General features: G+C 73.7%; 14 protein-coding genes. 8 read left to right on the top strand and 6 right to left on the bottom strand.

What is annotated here, in order from left to right; genetic code table 11:
* Positions 1-34 precede the first annotated feature (34 nt).
* Both CP967_RS34810 and CP967_RS34135 read left to right on the top strand, forming a co-directional pair.
* Positions 35-1,534 carry a hypothetical protein gene (locus tag CP967_RS34810; RefSeq protein WP_373300333.1) on the top strand — a complete coding sequence of 500 codons (1,500 nt, stop codon included), beginning with the start codon at positions 35-37 and terminating at the stop codon, positions 1,532-1,534.
* Between the two features lie 127 nt (positions 1,535-1,661).
* Positions 1,662-1,838 carry a hypothetical protein gene (locus CP967_RS34135; RefSeq protein ID WP_167535433.1) on the top strand — a complete coding sequence of 59 codons (177 nt, stop codon included), beginning with the start codon at positions 1,662-1,664 and terminating at the stop codon, positions 1,836-1,838.
* Positions 1,839-1,858: 20 nt separating this feature from the next.
* Here CP967_RS34135 and CP967_RS24305 read toward each other — a convergent pair whose 3' ends face one another.
* The 3 genes from CP967_RS24305 to CP967_RS24295 all read right to left on the bottom strand — a co-directional run bounded on the left by CP967_RS24305 (position 1,859) and on the right by CP967_RS24295 (position 5,229).
* Positions 1,859-3,370 carry an MFS transporter gene (locus tag CP967_RS24305; RefSeq protein WP_229888237.1) on the bottom strand — a complete coding sequence of 504 codons (1,512 nt, stop codon included), beginning with the start codon at positions 3,368-3,370 and terminating at the stop codon, positions 1,859-1,861.
* A gap of 71 nt (positions 3,371-3,441) precedes the next feature.
* Entirely contained in the window at positions 3,442-4,170 is a 729-nt protein-coding gene (gene pepE / locus CP967_RS24300; protein ID WP_150490004.1) for a dipeptidase PepE, read from the bottom strand.
* 225 nt (positions 4,171-4,395) lie between these two features.
* Entirely contained in the window at positions 4,396-5,229 is an 834-nt protein-coding gene (locus CP967_RS24295) for an IclR family transcriptional regulator (protein ID WP_373300332.1), read from the bottom strand.
* 142 nt (positions 5,230-5,371) lie between these two features.
* Here CP967_RS24295 and CP967_RS24290 point away from each other — a divergent pair, with 142 nt between their 5' ends.
* The 6 genes from CP967_RS24290 (at position 5,372) to CP967_RS24265 (ending at position 11,927) form a co-directional block, all read left to right on the top strand.
* Positions 5,372-6,325, top strand: a complete 954-nt coding sequence (locus CP967_RS24290; protein ID WP_150490002.1) for a DUF1177 domain-containing protein — start codon at positions 5,372-5,374, stop codon at positions 6,323-6,325.
* Positions 6,325-7,743, top strand: coding sequence for a cytosine permease (locus tag CP967_RS24285; protein WP_229888236.1), 1,419 nt, complete (start codon positions 6,325-6,327; stop codon positions 7,741-7,743). Before CP967_RS24290 ends, CP967_RS24285 begins: the two co-directional genes overlap by 1 nt.
* Positions 7,740-9,047, top strand: coding sequence for a M20/M25/M40 family metallo-hydrolase (locus CP967_RS24280; protein ID WP_150490001.1), 1,308 nt, complete (start codon positions 7,740-7,742; stop codon positions 9,045-9,047). Before CP967_RS24285 ends, CP967_RS24280 begins: the two co-directional genes overlap by 4 nt.
* Before the next feature lie 175 nt (positions 9,048-9,222).
* Positions 9,223-9,879 carry a class I SAM-dependent methyltransferase gene (locus tag CP967_RS24275; RefSeq protein WP_150490000.1) on the top strand — a complete coding sequence of 219 codons (657 nt, stop codon included), beginning with the start codon at positions 9,223-9,225 and terminating at the stop codon, positions 9,877-9,879.
* A gap of 105 nt (positions 9,880-9,984) precedes the next feature.
* Positions 9,985-10,920, top strand: coding sequence for an N-acetylmuramoyl-L-alanine amidase (locus CP967_RS24270; RefSeq protein WP_150489999.1), 936 nt, complete (start codon positions 9,985-9,987; stop codon positions 10,918-10,920).
* Positions 10,921-11,117: 197 nt separating this feature from the next.
* Positions 11,118-11,927 (top strand): DUF5336 domain-containing protein, encoded by an 810-nt coding sequence (locus CP967_RS24265; protein WP_150489998.1) that lies wholly within the window; start codon positions 11,118-11,120, stop codon positions 11,925-11,927.
* A 119-nt stretch (positions 11,928-12,046) separates the two neighbouring features.
* Here CP967_RS24265 and CP967_RS24260 read toward each other — a convergent pair whose 3' ends face one another.
* From CP967_RS24260 to CP967_RS24250, 3 genes are all read right to left on the bottom strand, one after another.
* Positions 12,047-12,829, bottom strand: coding sequence for a maleylpyruvate isomerase family mycothiol-dependent enzyme (locus CP967_RS24260; protein WP_150489997.1), 783 nt, complete (start codon positions 12,827-12,829; stop codon positions 12,047-12,049).
* 77 nt (positions 12,830-12,906) lie between these two features.
* A complete protein-coding gene (locus CP967_RS24255) occupies positions 12,907-13,983 on the bottom strand; it encodes a prenyltransferase/squalene oxidase repeat-containing protein (protein WP_150489996.1) in 1,077 nt (358 codons plus the stop codon).
* Positions 13,980-14,720: a class I SAM-dependent methyltransferase gene (locus CP967_RS24250; protein WP_150489995.1), complete on the bottom strand. Its 741-nt coding sequence runs from the start codon at positions 14,718-14,720 to the stop codon at positions 13,980-13,982. Before CP967_RS24250 ends, CP967_RS24255 begins: the two co-directional genes overlap by 4 nt.
* Positions 14,721-14,784: the final 64 nt, after the last annotated feature.

Here is a 14,784-nt window from a genome sequence, read left to right as displayed (position 1 = left end):
CGGGAGCGGGCGGTTCCGGGTGACCGTGGCCCCGGTGTCCGGCGGGATCACGTCGTACGGCGGGAGCGCCCTGCGGGTCGGCTTCCTCGCCCCCGGCGGGACGGTCTCGGTCGGCGCGCCCCTGCCTGCCGACGGGCCGGCACCGGCCGGTGGAAACGGGAACGAGGCCGGCGTCCCGTCCGCCGGAACCGCCGGTACGCCCACCGGAACGGACGCCCCCTCCACCGGAGCCCACGTCCCGCCCGGCGTCCGCCAGGCCCCCGCCCCCGTCCCCTCCCCCTCCTCCCTCCGTACGGGCAGCGGCCGGAGCCTCGTGCCCCCGGCGGGTCTCTCCCGGGACACGGCGGCGGGCGGGGGCGGCCGGCCCGCCCGCCGGGTGCCGCCCTCCCTGGCCGTGACGGCCGATCACACCTACGCCGCGCGCCTCACCGCGGCCTCCGTGGCGGCCGGTACGGACGACGGGTCCGGGCCGGCCTGGTTCGCGGAACGCTGGACGCTCGACGGGCCGGAGCCCTATGCCGTGTCCCTTCCGCTGGACCGGCCGGAGGAGGCGGCCTCGGACGTGCTGCCGCTGTCCGACGGGCGGGTGCTGATCCGCCGCCGGGTGGCCGGCCGGCACACCTTCTCGCTGCTCTACCCGACCGGCCCCGGCACGGGTGAACTGCCGCTGGGTGATCTGGTCTGCGCGGAACTGGTCCTGCTGCCGCCGCCTCCGGACGGTATGAGCGCCTACGCCCTGGTTCCCGGTGAACACACCAGCTCCGTATGGCTGGTGGCGGGCGGGCGGTACGGCCCCGAGCACGTCGCGGACGTACCGGGCCGCTGTTCGGGCGGCGCCTGGCTGGACCGCGCCGGCCGGCTGCTCGCCCTGGACCGGCGGTTGCCGGGCGGTGGCCCGGTGAAGGCCGTCGCGGTGGACCTGGGGCGCGGCGAGGTGACGCCTCTGCTGCAGATCACGCCGGACAGCGACGACCGGTTGCTGCTGGCCGATCCGGACAGCGGCCTGCTGCTGATCGGTTCGGACGCGCCCGGCGAGGACCGGCTCGGCTGGGGGGTCCTGGGCAGCTGCCTGCCGGTGCGCTTCCCGGAGTGCCTGCGCGTCCCCGGCGTGACGCTGACGCCGTTCGCGGTGCAGCCGGGGCAGGCCCTCATGCCTGAGGGCTGCGCGGTGGCGCTCCGGGTCGACGGGGCGTCGGACAGCTGGGTGGGGATCTGGCGCCCGGCCGGCCGCAGGCTGCACCATGTCGCACCGCCCGCCGGGTGGCTGACCGGTTCGGGCTTCTGGTCGGGGGAGGGCGTCCTTCATCTGCCGTACGCCGACGGGGACACCCCCTGCGCCGTGGCACTCCTCCCGGCCCCCGCGGACGCCCCGTACAGAGCCCTCACGGACGACCCGTGCGGAGCTCCCGCGGACGCCCCCTGCCGGGCCGCCGCGGGCGGAACGGAACCGTCCGCGGCGGACTCGACTCCTCCGGCGCGCAGGCCCGTTCCGCTCGGCGAGGCGCCTCTCACCGAGGGTTCCGGGCCTGGATAAACTCTGGCCACGGCCCTTGTGCAGCCGAGCCGGGCGGGTGCCGGCGGGGACCGCACCGGACGTCTCCCTCCCGGGGGCGGTGGCGGGCCGTGGCACACACAAGCGACGACGACGGAGTGACTTCCCCATGCCTGAAGCCCGAACCGACACGGCCCGGACGCGTTCGCCGGAGGCGGACGCGGGACGGGCCGGCGCCGACAGCTCCGGAAAGCACCGGGGCGGCGCGTCGGCGGAGGACACCGCCGACCGGCCGCACGGCCGCCACCGCCGTCCCTCCGACGGGAGCGGTGGCGCGGCGGCCTGACACCACCGCCCGCGCGGCCCTCAGCCGCGCGGGTCCGCCGACGGGCGTGCCGGGACGGTGTCCGTGCGCCCCGGCTCCTCCCCGCCTCCGGCCACGGGCTCCGACGGGTGCTCGATGTGCCGTACGCGCCCCGGCAGCCACAGCAGCATCATCACCACCCCGCCCAGCAGGACCCCGGTGGCCGTGCGGAAGGCCAGTGCGTATCCGGCGGTGATCTCCGCGGGTCCGGTGGAGCCCCCGGTGCGGGCGGCCGCGACGGTGGACAGCACGGCGAGTCCGAGTGCGCCTCCCATCGTCCGGGAGGTGTTGACCAGGCCCGAGACGAGCCCGGCGTCCCCGGGGGCGGCACCGGAGGTGGCCAGCGTGGCCAGCGGGGTGGAGGCGAGCCCCGCGCCGGCCATCATCAGGACGCCCGGCAGGCAGACCGAGGTGAGGTAGGTGCCGTCGGGCCCCATCGTGGACTGCCAGCCGAACCCCGAGGCGGTGACCAGGACCCCGGCGACGGCGAGTGTCCGGGCACCGAAACGGCCCATGAGCCGGGGCGCGGCCTTGGAGCCGAGGACGACCGCGGCGGAGGTGGGCATCAGGGCGAGGCCGGCCTCCAGGGGCGTGTATCCCAGCACGTTCTGGGCGTAGACGGTCATGAAGTACCACATGCAGAAGGTCGCCGAGCCCATGACCAGCATCGACACGTTGGCCGCCGCGACCGCCCGGACCCCCAGCACCCGCAGCGGCATCAGCGGGGCCGCGGTCCGTGCCTCGACGAGGACGAACACCGCGAGCAGTACCGCTCCCCCGGCCAGCGGCACCAGGGTGGCCCGGTCCGTCCAGCCCTCCGCCTCGGTCTGGACGATGCCGTACGCCACCGCCGCCAGCCCCGCCGTGACGAGCACGGCCCCGGCCAGGTCCACCCGGCGCCGGTCGCCGGCCCGGCCCTCGGCCATCCACAGCACCGCTCCGGCCAGGACCACGGCACCGACCGGAACGTTGACGAGGAGGACCCACCGCCAGGACAGGGCGTCGGTGAGGACCCCGCCGATCAGCCCGCCGGCCGCGCCGCCGCCCGCGCCGACCGCCATCCAGGTGCCGATCGCCCTGGTGCGCGCGGGGCCTTCGGGGACGGCGGCGGTCAGGATGGTGAGGGTCGCCGGGGAGAGCACGGCGGCGCCGAGGCCCTGTCCGGCGCGGGCGGCGAGGAGTTGCCAGTCCTCCTGGGCGAGGCCGCCCGCCAGTGAGGTGGCGGTGAAGAGGCCGAGGCCGACCAGGAACATCCTCTTGCGGCCGTATATGTCGGCGGCGCGCCCGCCGAGCAGCATGAAGCCGGCGAAGGCGATCGAGTAGGCGTTGACGACCCATTGCAGCCCCGAGGTGCTGAGCGCCAGGTCGTCACGCATGGACGGCAGCGCCACGTTGACCACGGACACGTCCAGGACGACCAGGAACTGCCCGGTGCAGGCTGCCGCGACCACAGCCCCGGTGCGGGTTCTCGACGGTGTGCGGGGGCGTGCGGAAGCGTCAGCCATGGGTGTCATGCTCCCAGGTGCCCGGTGCCCCGTACATCGGATTGAGGTCCCGTACGGTTCTGGGCCCTTGGGCGTAGGGCCTACCGCGCCGGGACGTCGAAGCCCGGCCGGACCGTCAGCAGCCGGGACACGTCCGAGCCGGCCGGGAGCTCCCGGGGCCGGGCGGCGCGGGTGAACAGCCGGGCGGGGGCGGCCCCCTGGACGTGTGCCTCGCCGTCCCGGACCCGCAGCCAGGTGCCTTCGCGCAGTCCGAGCACGGGGACGTCGTTCTCCTCCAGGAACTCGGTGAGCCGTTCCTCCCGGGTCTCTCCCTTGTGGGTGCTGTCCGGGTCCGGGTCCAGGTAGTGCGGGTTGATCTGGAACGGCACCAGGCCCAGCGTCCCGAACGACGGCGGCTGCACGATGGGCATGTCGTTGGTCGTACGGAGCGTCGGCGCGGCCATGTTGGTCCCGGCGCTGGCTCCCATGTACGGCAGCCCGCCGCGTACCGCGTCGCGCACCGCCTCGCGCAGACCGGTGCGGTACAGGGCGTCGAGCAGCCGGAAGGAGTTGCCCCCGCCGATGAACACCGCGTCGGCACAGGCGAGTCCGGCGGCCGGGTCGGCGCTCTCGTGGACGCCGCGCACGGTGACGCCCACCGGTTCCAGCGCCTCACGCACCCGGGCGGTGTAGGTGTCGTGGTCCGCGAGGGCGTAGGGGACGAAGGCCAGACGTGTGCCCGCGGGCAGGAAGGCCGAGACGGTGTCGAGCGCGTGTTCCAGGTAACCACGGCCGTACTGGGTGGAGTTGGAGAGAAGCAGCAGATTCACGGGGTTCCTCGGGAGGTCGGCCGGCCGGGCAGCCGGAAGGCCGGTGTACGGGTGGCGGGGGCAGCCGGACGCGTGGACCGGGCAGTTACGGGGTTCAGCCGGACACGGAGGCCGGGCGGGCGGCGTGGAGGCCGACCGGGCACGTCAACCGGGTGGCACGGCGCGGGATTCAGCCGGACACGGAGACCGGGCGCAGGGAGCAGGGGCCCAGCAGGCGGCGCGGGGTCAGGCGGGGCGTGGACGCCCCGCGCGCGACTTCGGCCGCTGGGGCGGGTGCGTGAGCCGCTGCTCCAGCAGCCGGGCGGCACGGCGGAGTGCGTCGAGCCGGTCCTCGGGCGCCCCGCGGAACCGGTCCTCGCCGCCGCCGAGGCTGAGGCTGCCGTAGGGCTCGCGCCCCAGGAACACCGGTACGGCGACGGTGGCGATACCGGTGTCGTACTCGCCGACCGTCCAGGCGTACCCCTGGGCGCGGATCTTCAGGAACTCCTGTTCCAGCAGGTCCGGGTCGGTGACGGTCCGGTCGGTGAAGCGGGCCATGGGCCGGCCCCGGAAGAGCCGGTGGCGCTGGTCGTCGGGGAGGCAGGCGTAGTACGACTTGCTGGTGGCCCCCGCGTGCGCGGGGTACAGCTCGCCGACCAGCGGGTAGTACCGCAGCGGCCCGGCCTCGCCCTCCTCCGCGGCCACGCACCGCATGTGGAAGCTGTCCGGCAGGCAGAACAGCACGGTGTCGCCGGTGGTCCGGCGCAGCTCCTCCAGGACCGGCGCGGCCAGCAGCTCCAGCGACCCCGAGCGCTCCCACAGCCGGCCGAGCCGCAGTACGGCGGGGCCGATGCGGTAGCGGCGGGTGGCCGGGTCGGAGACCAGGAAGCCCCGGCCCGCGAGCGTGGCCAGCAGGCGCTGGGCGACCGAGGTGTCCCAGCCGAACTCCTCGGCGACCTCGGTGACCCCCCAGTCCGGCCTGGTCCGCTCGAAGGCGAGCAGTACCAGGAGCGCCCGGTCGACGGTTTGCAGGGCACCCGCGGGGGTGCTCCGGTCAAGCTCGGGTCCGGCCATCGCCATCTCACCATTCAGACGTCAATTGCAGATAACGGGAAACTATTGCGTTCCACGTTATCCGATCCCGAATGTTGCTCCAGCACCCCGCCCCGCGCTTCTCCGCCGGAGCGCCGGGCGGGTGTCCCGCTCCGGAGAAAGGCCCCCCATGCTCAAGTACGTACTGGATCTCGTCGAGCTGCTGGACGATCCGCAGGCCGACGGCAAGGCGGTCGTCGCCTACCTCGATTCCGTCGCGGGGGTTGAGGGCTCGTCCGCCCGGGTCACCACCGTCACCGGTGACCGGGGTGCGACGGACTTCGTCCTCGTACGCGTGCCCGGCACCCGGGGCCGCATGTCGGGCGGCACCGCCCGCACCCTCGGGGTGGTCGGCCGGCTCGGCGGGGTGGGGGCGCGGCCGGAGGTGACCGGGCTGGTGTCCGACGCCGACGGCGCGGTGTCGGCGCTGGCCGCGGCGGCGAAGCTGCTGGACATGCGCCGCCGGGGCGACGCGCTGCCCGGCGACGTGGTCGTCGCCACGCACATCTGCCCGGACGCCCCGACCGAGCCGCACGACCCGGTGCCCTTCATGGGGTCGCCGGTGGACATCGCCACGATGAACCGGCACGAGGTGACCGGCGAGATGGAGGCCGTGCTCTCCATCGACACCACCAAGGGCAACCGGATCATCAACCACAAGGGGCTGGCCCTCTCGCCCACCGTGAAGGAGGGCTGGGTGCTCCGGGTCTCCGAGCAGCTCGGGGAACTGCTCGCGGTGGTGACCGGTGAGCCGTTGGTCACGTACCCCGTGACCACCCAGGACATCACTCCGTACGGCAACGGCGCCCACCACATCAATTCGATCCTGCAGCCCTCCACCGCGACCGCCGCCCCGGTCGTCGGTCTCGCGGTCACCTCGGCCGCGGCGGTGCCCGGCTGCCAGACGGGGGCGAGTCACGAGGGTGACATCGCCTCCGCCGCCCGGTACGCCGTGGAGGTCGCCAAGGCCTTCGGCGCCGGAACCCTGGACTTCCACGACGCGGTGGAGTTCGACGCCCTCGTCGGCCGCTACGGGTCGCTGGCACACCTGCAGACCTTCGGCCGCACCCCCCAGGAGTCCTGATGGCACCCGACAGCCGGGCCGCCGCGGCCCCCGCAACCCCCGAGGCCCCCGAGATCTCCGGGGGCAAGAGCATCGGCAGCGACGACTACTCGCTCTCCCGGGTGCCGCGCGACAAGCGTTTCGGCTTCTGGTCGATGCTCCTGCAGTGGCTGGCCCAGTCCGGGTCGATCTCCCAGTTCACCCTCGGCGCCACCATCGGCGTGGGGATGACCTTCCAGGGCGCGTTCCTCGCCTTCACGCTCGGCGCGGTGATCCTGGAGATCGTGATCTTCGCGATCGGCATGGCCGGGATGCGCGAGGGCCTGGCGACCCCGATGCTGACCCGCTGGGCGGGCTTCGGCAGAAACGGTTCCGCCCTGGTCAGTTTCGTCATCGCGGTCAGCCTGGTCGGCTGGTTCGGCGTCCAGAACACGATCTTCGGCGACAGCGTCTCGGAGCTGGTCGGCGGCCCGTCCTGGATGTGGTGCGTCCTGGCCGGCGCCGCCATCACCGCGCTGGTGATCTTCGGCTTCCGGTACATGGCCCTCTTCGCGAAGATCGTCACCCCGCTGTTCTTCGCCATGGTCGCCTGGTCGGTGGTCACCACGCTGAACGACCACTCGCTCGGCGACCTGATCAGCTCGCCGCCGCCCGGCGAGACGATCCCGCTGGCCGTCGCCGCGACCGCCATCGCGGGCGGTTACATGACCGGCGCCATCGTGTCGCCCGAGATGACCCGCTACAACAGGAAGGGCTCGCACGTCTTCGTGCAGAGCGCCTCCTCGATGATCCTCTCCGAGTACATCGTCGGCATGACCGGTGTGCTCCTCGGCCACCTGGTGAAGTCCGGCGAGGTCTCGCACATCGTGCTCTCCACCTCGGGCGCGTTCGGCGTGATCGTGGTCCTGATGTCCACCGCGAAGATCAACGACTGGAACCTGTACGGCTCCTCGCTCGGCGTCGTGAACTTCTTCCAGGTCGTCTTCGGCAAGCGGATGCACCGCGGGGCGGTCACCGTCGTCCTCGGGGTCGCCGGCACGGCGCTCTCCGCGGTCGGCATCATGGCCCACTTCACGGAGTTCCTCTCCCTGCTGGGCGTGATGATCCCGCCGATCGGCGGGATCATCGTCGCCGAGTACTGGGTCGTCAAGCGGATGCGGCGGCCGCTGGACGAGACCCGCGAGGCCCAGACCCTGCCCGCGAGTTCGCCGGCCTGGGTGCCGATGTCCCTGGTCGTCTGGGCCGCCGCGTTCTGCGTCGGCAAGTTCTACGACGGCGGCATCCCGGCCCTCAACTCGCTGATCACGGCCTTCGCACTGTACTCCGTGCTCGGTCTGGCGGGCTGGATCAGGCCGTACGGCACCTCGGCCCTGGACGACGGGACCGCGCACACCCCCGCGCCCGCCGCCCGCACCACCACCCCGGCAGGAGCAGCATGAGTATCGTCCCCGCCTCCGAAGAGGCCCAGGAGGAGGCCGTCGCCCTCTGCGCCGACCTGATCCGTTTCGACACCTCCAACCCGACGAGCGACGAACGCGCCGCCGCGGACTGGGTGGTGGAGCGGCTCGCCGAGGCCGGCATCGCCTCGACGCTGGTCGAGGCGGCCCCCGGCCGGGCCAGTGTCGTCGCGCGCGTCGCGGGCGCGGACCCGTCCCGGGGCGCCCTGCTGGTGCACGGCCACCTCGACGTCGTACCCGCCGACGCCTCCGAGTGGCGGGTCCCCCCGTTCTCCGGCGAGATCCGCGACGGTTACCTCTGGGGCCGGGGCGCGATCGACATGAAGGACACGGTGGCGGTGGTGCTGGCGACCGCCCGCCACCTCGCACGCACCGGTACGCGGCCCGCGCGCGACCTGGTCCTGGCCTTCCTCGCCGACGAGGAGGCGGGCGGGAAGTTCGGCGCGCACTGGCTGGTCGAGCACCGCCCGGAGCTCTTCGAGGGCGTCACCGAGGCCATCGGTGAAGGGGGCGGCTTCTCCTTCGCGATCGACGGCACCCGCCGGCTGTACCCGATCGAGAACGCCCAGCGCGGCATGGCGTGGATGGAGCTCACCGCGTCCGGCCGGGCCGGCCACGGCTCCTCCCCCAACGACGAGAACGCGGTCACCGACCTCGCCGAGTCGCTGGCCCGCATCGGCCGCGAGACCTTCCCCGTCCGGCTGATCGAACCGGTCCGCGCCCTGCTGGAGGAGGCGGCCCGCCTCTACGGTGTGGAGTTCGACGAGGACGACATCGAGGGCACCCTGTCCCGGCTGGGGCCGGTCGCGGACTTCATGCAGGTGGTGCTGCGCAACTCCGCCAACCCCACCATGTTCACCGCGGGTTACCAGACGAACGTGATCCCCGGGAAGGCCACCGCGCGGGTGGACGGCCGCTTCCTGCCGGGACACGAGCAGGAGCTGACCGACACGATCGACCGGCTGCTGGCGCCCTCCGTCAGCCGCGAGTGGGTCAACCACGACATCGCGCTGGAGACGGCGTTCGACGGTCCGCTGGTCGAGGCGATGTGCGAGGCGGTCCGCGCGGAGGACCCCGACGGTCACCCCGTCCCGTACTGCAACCCCGGCGGCACCGACGCCAAGGCCTTCACCCGCCTGGGCATCCGCTGTTTCGGCTTCAAGGGGCTGAAGCTCCCGCACGACCTGGACTACGGACGCCTCTTCCACGGCGTGGACGAGCGTGTCCCGCTGGAGGGGCTGCGCTTCGGCGTCCGCGTCATGACCAGGCTCTGGCAGAGCTGCTGACCTGACCCGGCAGCCCTGCCAGGGGCCCCCGGCAGCCCTGCCAAGGGCCCCGGCAGCCCTGCCGGAGGCCCCCGCCCGGGCCCGCCACGCCCGTACGCCCCCGCCGGTCCGTGCCGCGGGGGCGTACGGCACGATGGGACGCCGTCCGATCCGCCGCCCCACCAGGAGGAACCCCGTGACCGCCGAGTCCGCCGCCCGTCCCGAGCCGGAGGTCCTCGCCGCCTTCGAGGCCGCCAAGGGCTTCATGCCGGTACACGAAGGGCTCGCCCTGTACGCCGCCGCCACCGGGGCCGCGGCGCTGGGACTCCCCCTGCTGGAGGTCGGCACCTACTGCGGGCGTTCCACGATCCTGCTGGCGGACGCCGCCCGCGCGGCCGGGGTGACGGCGCTGACCGTCGACCACCACCGGGGCAGCGAGGAGCAGCAGCCCGGCTGGGAGTACCACGACCCGTCCGTGGTGGACCCGGAGAACGGTCTGATGGACACCCTGCCGACGTTCCGCCGGACCCTGCGCCGGGCGGGCCTGGAGGAGCACGTGGTGGCACTCGTCGGCCGGTCCCCGCAGGTCGCCGCCGTCTGGGGCGGCCCGCTCGGCCTGGTGTTCATCGACGGCGGGCACACCGACGAGCACGCCACGGGCGACTACGAGGGCTGGGCCCCGAAGGTCGCCGACGGTGGTCTGCTGGTCATCCACGACGTGTTCCCCGATCCGGCGGACGGCGGCCAGGCCCCGTACCGGATCCACCGCCGGGCGCTGGGCTCGGGCGCGTTCACGGAGATCTCGGTGACGGACTCGCTGCGCGTGCTGCGGCGCACGGGCCCGGGGATCTGAGGCCGTGCGGTGAGGGTCCCGCCTCTCCGGCGGCGCCCGGTACGCCCCGGGATCCGGACGGGCCCGGCGGCCCGGTGTCCGGGCGGGAGGCCCTACCATCGCCCCGTGCGTGACGACGACAGTTCTCCCCCCGCCTCCCGTCCGGCCGTGCACCGCGGGCCCCTGGCCGCCGCCGTGGCGCTGGCGGCCGTCTGCCTGACCGCCGGCTGCGGCGGGGGCGGCGGCCAGGCCGGTCCGGCCGCCGGCCAGGTGTCCCCCGGCTCCGGGGCGCAGGACGGTCCCTCCTCCCCGGTGCCCCCGGCCGCCGGGTCCCCGTCCGCCGCCTCCCTGGCGCCCGTGGGGAGTTCCGCGGAGCCGCCGCCCGGCGGGCCGCTCTCCGGCCGTACGGTGGTCATCGACCCCGGGCACAACCCGGACAACCGTGACCACACCCGGGAGATCAGCCGGCAGGTGGACATCGGGACCGGCCGCAAGGAGTGCGACACCACCGGGACCGCCACCGGCTCCGGTTACGCGGAGGCCCTCTTCACCCTCGACGTCTCCCGCCGGCTGCGCACACTGCTCCGGGCGCAGGGGGCGGAGGTGGTACTCACCCAGGACGGCGACCGCGCGTTCGGCCCGTGTGTGGACGAGCGGGCGCGTATCGGCAACGAGGCGCGTGCCGACGCCGTGGTGTCCGTCCACGCGGACGGTTCCGCGGCCGGCGACCGGGGCTTCCACGTGATCCTGCCCGCGGCGGTCCGCGGCGGCGCGGCGGACACCTCCGGGATCGTGGCCGCCTCACGTGACCTCGGCGAACGCATTGCCGGGAAATTCGTACGCGCTACCGGAAGCTCGCCGTCCAATTACATCGGCGGCAATACCGGACTGGACACCCGCGGGGATCTGGGCGGGCTGAATCTCTCCACCGTGCCCAAAGTCTTCATCGAATGCGGCAATATGCGTGATCCGGACGACGCCGCCCTGCTCATGAGCGCGGACTGGCGCGGGCGGGCCGCGGCCGGTATCGCCGAGGGCATCAGCAGCTACCTGAAAAGGTAGATCTGCGGCGGGAACGGGGCGAGTTCGGGAACATCCGGGGGATATGGCGCCCGGGTTCCGGGCAGTGATACAACCCGCCCCGGCAAACGATAGATTCATCCGTACGATGGGGAGCCGCCCCCGAGCTTCGCCTGTACCCGCCGTTCCGGGCGGCACCGACGACCGCCCCGACGAGACGACCGACTAAGGACCTTCACGTGAATATCCGCTCCCTCACTCGAGGCGACGGCGTGGTGATCGGAGCAGCGGTCGTGCTGTTCATCGCCTCTTTCCTCGACCTCTTCGGCGTCGACTGCCCCTCGGGGATCGACTGTTCCGGCTACAGCTCGAACGCCTGGGACTCGCTTCCGCTCCTGATGAGCATCTACCTCGCCGGCATCATCGGCGCGGCGCTGCTGATCGTGAGCCGTGCCGTGCCGGGCCGCAAGGTCGTGGGGTTCGAACTCGGCCAGTTCGGCGCCGCGTTCACCGTCTACTCGCTCTGGACGATGTTCTGGACGATCATCGACGCCAGTAACGCCGGTGCCGGTCTGATCCTCGGGCTCCTCGCGACGATCGTGCTGGCCGGCGGTGCGATCGCCACCCCGCTGGTCCCGGCGCTGAAGGCCCCCCTGATGGGCGCCCCGCGCCCGGCCCAGCCGGGACCGCAGCAGTATGGCCAGCAGCCCGGCCAGGGTTACGGCTACCCCGGCGCCCAGGGCCAGCAGTCCTACGGTGGGCAGCCGGGCCAGTCCCAGCCGTACGGCCAGCAGGCCGGCGGGCCGGAGGCCCAGCAGTCCCCGCAGACCGGTGGCGGTGCCCCGGCCGGTGACTTCACCCCGTTCTGGTTCGCCGTGCCGGTGGCCCGCCCGCTGTACGGCGAGGACGGTGCGCCGACCCCGATCGCCGAACTCGCCCCGGGCACCTGGTACCTGGCGGTCGAGCAGCGCGGCCCCGGCCTCGTCGCCCAGACCCAGGACGGCCGCCGTGGTGTGCTCCAGGACACGACGGGCATCCAGCGCGGCTGAGCCCTCCGCACGGACCGCGGCCCCCGCCCCCGGAAACGGAGGGGCGGGGGCCGCGGTGTGTCCGGGGCCGGGGCCGCAGTATGTCCGGGGGCCGCGGTGTGCCCCGGAGCGGAAGCGGATCAGCCGAAGGAGGACCGCTCCAGCCAGAAGTCGAGCAGTTCCCGGTCGCCCAGCACCTCCAGGCCCCCTTCGTCCGGCTTCTGCCTGCGGTTGAACGCCAGCATCAGCTCCGTCAGCGGACCGCGCAGGGCGACCGTGGCCTTCGCGTGGGCGTGCCGCCAGGTGAAGCCGTCCTCGCCGAGCTCGACGAGCCATTCCGCCCCCGGCACGTCCGTGGCGTGCAGGTGCAAGGACCGCCCGGGGCCGCGGAGTTCGGCGGCTTCCGGGACGTAGCCCGTGGACTGGACGAACGACATGATCTGCAGCCACTCCGTGATGGTGTCCGCGGCCGGTTCCGGGTCCGCCTCGAAGGCCCTCCCGGTGGCGAAGGCGGCGTCCGCCCGGTGCACGAGGGTCTCGTGGGTCATCCGGCGGGCCCAGAAGGACGAACTGCGCTCCCAGCCCCAGGCCCACACCCCGGCGTCCGGGCCGGCCTCGCGCAGCGCCCGTACCGACTCCTCCGCGCCCCGGTTCAGCCAGGCGGCGAGCGCGGCGGGGTCGTCGCCCTCCGGGCCCTCGGCGCCGGGCACCTCCTTGGCGGAGATCTCCTCGGTGGCGCGGCGGCGGACGATCTCGCCGGCCCAGCGGTGCGCGCCGCCGACGTGGACGGCGAGATCGCGCAGGGTCCAGTCGGGGCAGGTGGGGACCTGCGCGGCCAGGTCGGCGCCGTCCAGGAGCGAGGCCAGCAGGGCGGTCTGGACGAGTATCTCGTCGCAGTAACGGGCGTACGGGAGGACAGTCATGCCCGAACCCTACGCAGCGCGTCCGGCCGTGCCCATTCCGTTTCCGCCGCGGGCCGGCGCGCGCGTTTCGCCGCGGGTCAGCGCGCGCAGCAGTCGGGGTCCAGGCCGGCCGGGAGCCGCTCGCCGCCGAAGACGGCGGTGGTGGCCTCGTCCCCGCCGAGCGCGGCGACCGCCAGCAGCAGCGAACCCGCCGTCCAGGTGGTGAGCTCCTGCGGCCAGAAGTCCCGCTCGCCCTCGAAGACGTACCCCGTCCAGTACAGGCCGCCGTCGGCGCGCAGGTGCTGGATGGACTGGAGGATCTCCAGGGCCCGGTCGGACTCGCCCGTCGCCCAGAGGGCCAGGGCCAGTTCGCAGCTCTCGCCGCCGGTCACCCAGGGGTTGGGCAGGACGCAGCGCACACCGAGTCCGGGCACCACGAAGCGGTCCCAGCCCTCGTCGATCCGCTCGGTGGCGGCCCGGCCGGTCAGCGCGCCGCCGAGGACGGGGTAGTACCAGTCCATGGAGTAGTGGCTCTTGTCCAGGAAGCGTTCCGGGTGGCTGCGGATCGCGTGGCCGAGCGCACCGGCCGCCAGTTCCCAGTCGGGCTGCGGTTCCTCGCGCTGTTCGGCGAGGGCGAGGGCGCAGCGCAGCGCCTGGTGGATGGAGGAGCAGCCGGTCAGCAGGGCGTCGGGGACGGGGGTGCCGTCGGCCTCGCGCTTCCAGCCGATCTGGCCGCCGGGCTGCTGGAGTCCGAGGACGAACTCGACGGCGGCGTAGACCGTCGGCCACATCCGGTCGGCGAACGCGTCGTCGCCGGTGGCGAGGTAGTGGTGCCAGACGCCGACGGCCACGTAGGCGCAGAAGTTGGTCTCCAGGCTCCGGTCGGTGGGCCGGCCGGGGTCGCCGTCGTGGTAGGCGGCGTACCAGGAGCCGTCACCGTTCTGGTGGCGGGCGAGCCAGTCGTAGGCGCGGGCGGCGGCCTCGTGCTCGCCCGCGGCGTCCAGGGCCATCGCGGCCTCGGTGTGGTCCCACGGGTCGAGGTGGTGGCCGCGGAACCAGGGCAGGGCCCCGTCCTCACGCTGGACGGCCAGCAGTGCGGCGACGGTCTCGGCGGCCTGCTCGGCGGTGAGGACTCCGGGCAGGACGAGGTGTTCGGTCCGCTCGGGGGTGCTCACGCCTCGGCCTTCGCGAGGCTCGGCAGGTGGGGCTTGGTGGCGTAGGCCACGAAGCTCTTGCCGACGACGGGGTTGAGGAGCTGTTCGGCGACCCGGGTGGCCATGGGCTTCTTCATGATGTCCCAGACCAGCAGCTTGTGGTAGGCGCGCACCGGCAGCGCCTTGTCGTTGTCGACGCCGAAGGCGCACTTCAGCCACCAGTAGGGGCTGTGCAGGGCGTGCGCGTGGTGGGTGCCGTAGGGCTTGAGTCCGGCCTCGCGGATCTTGCGGAGCAGTTCGTCGGCCCGGTAGATCCGGATGTGGCCGCCCTCGACCTCGTGGTAGGCGTCCGAGAGGGTCCAGCAGACCTTCTCGGGACCGTAGCGGGGCACGGTGACCGCGATGCGGCCGCCGGGCCTGAGGACGCGGACCATCTCGGCGAGGACGCCCTTGTCGTCGGGGATGTGCTCCATCACCTCGGAGATGATGACCACGTCGAACGAGGCGTCGGGGAAGGGCAGGTTGAGGGCGTCGCCCTCCATCGCGGTGGCGGTGGCGCCCACGGGGGCCTCACCGGCCTCCTTCATGGCGGCGAACCATTTCGCGACCTCGCGGATCTCCTCGCTGTTCCGGTCGAGCGCCACGACCTGGGCGCCGCGCCGGTAGCACTCGAAGGCGTGGCGCCCGGCGCCGCAGCCCAGGTCGAGCACCCGGTCGCCTGCGGCGAGCGGGAAGCGGGTGAAGTCGACGGTCAGCACGGGTGCCTGCCTTCGAGGTCGGGGGAAAAGGCTGCGGGAGCCACGGAATTCGGGGAAGCCGGGG

It is taken from the genome of Streptomyces nitrosporeus, from assembly GCF_008704555.1.
Lineage (GTDB): Bacteria > Actinomycetota > Actinomycetes > Streptomycetales > Streptomycetaceae > Streptomyces > Streptomyces nitrosporeus.
This window is presented reverse-complemented; position numbering and strand designations above follow the sequence as displayed.

Excerpts from the sequence above, each read along its gene's own strand:
- CP967_RS34135 (WP_167535433.1), top strand. The coding sequence starts at position 1,662 with ATGCCTGAAGCCCGAACCGACACGGCCCGGACGCGTTCGCCGGAGGCG.
- CP967_RS24305 (WP_229888237.1), bottom strand. The coding sequence starts at position 3,370 with ATGACACCCATGGCTGACGCTTCCGCACGCCCCCGCACACCGTCGAGA.
- CP967_RS24295 (WP_373300332.1), bottom strand. The coding sequence starts at position 5,229 with ATGGCGATGGCCGGACCCGAGCTTGACCGGAGCACCCCCGCGGGTGCC.
- CP967_RS24290 (WP_150490002.1), top strand. The coding sequence starts at position 5,372 with ATGCTCAAGTACGTACTGGATCTCGTCGAGCTGCTGGACGATCCGCAG.
- CP967_RS24285 (WP_229888236.1), top strand. The coding sequence starts at position 6,325 with ATGGCACCCGACAGCCGGGCCGCCGCGGCCCCCGCAACCCCCGAGGCC.
- CP967_RS24280 (WP_150490001.1), top strand. The coding sequence starts at position 7,740 with ATGAGTATCGTCCCCGCCTCCGAAGAGGCCCAGGAGGAGGCCGTCGCC.
- CP967_RS24260 (WP_150489997.1), bottom strand. The coding sequence starts at position 12,829 with ATGACTGTCCTCCCGTACGCCCGTTACTGCGACGAGATACTCGTCCAG.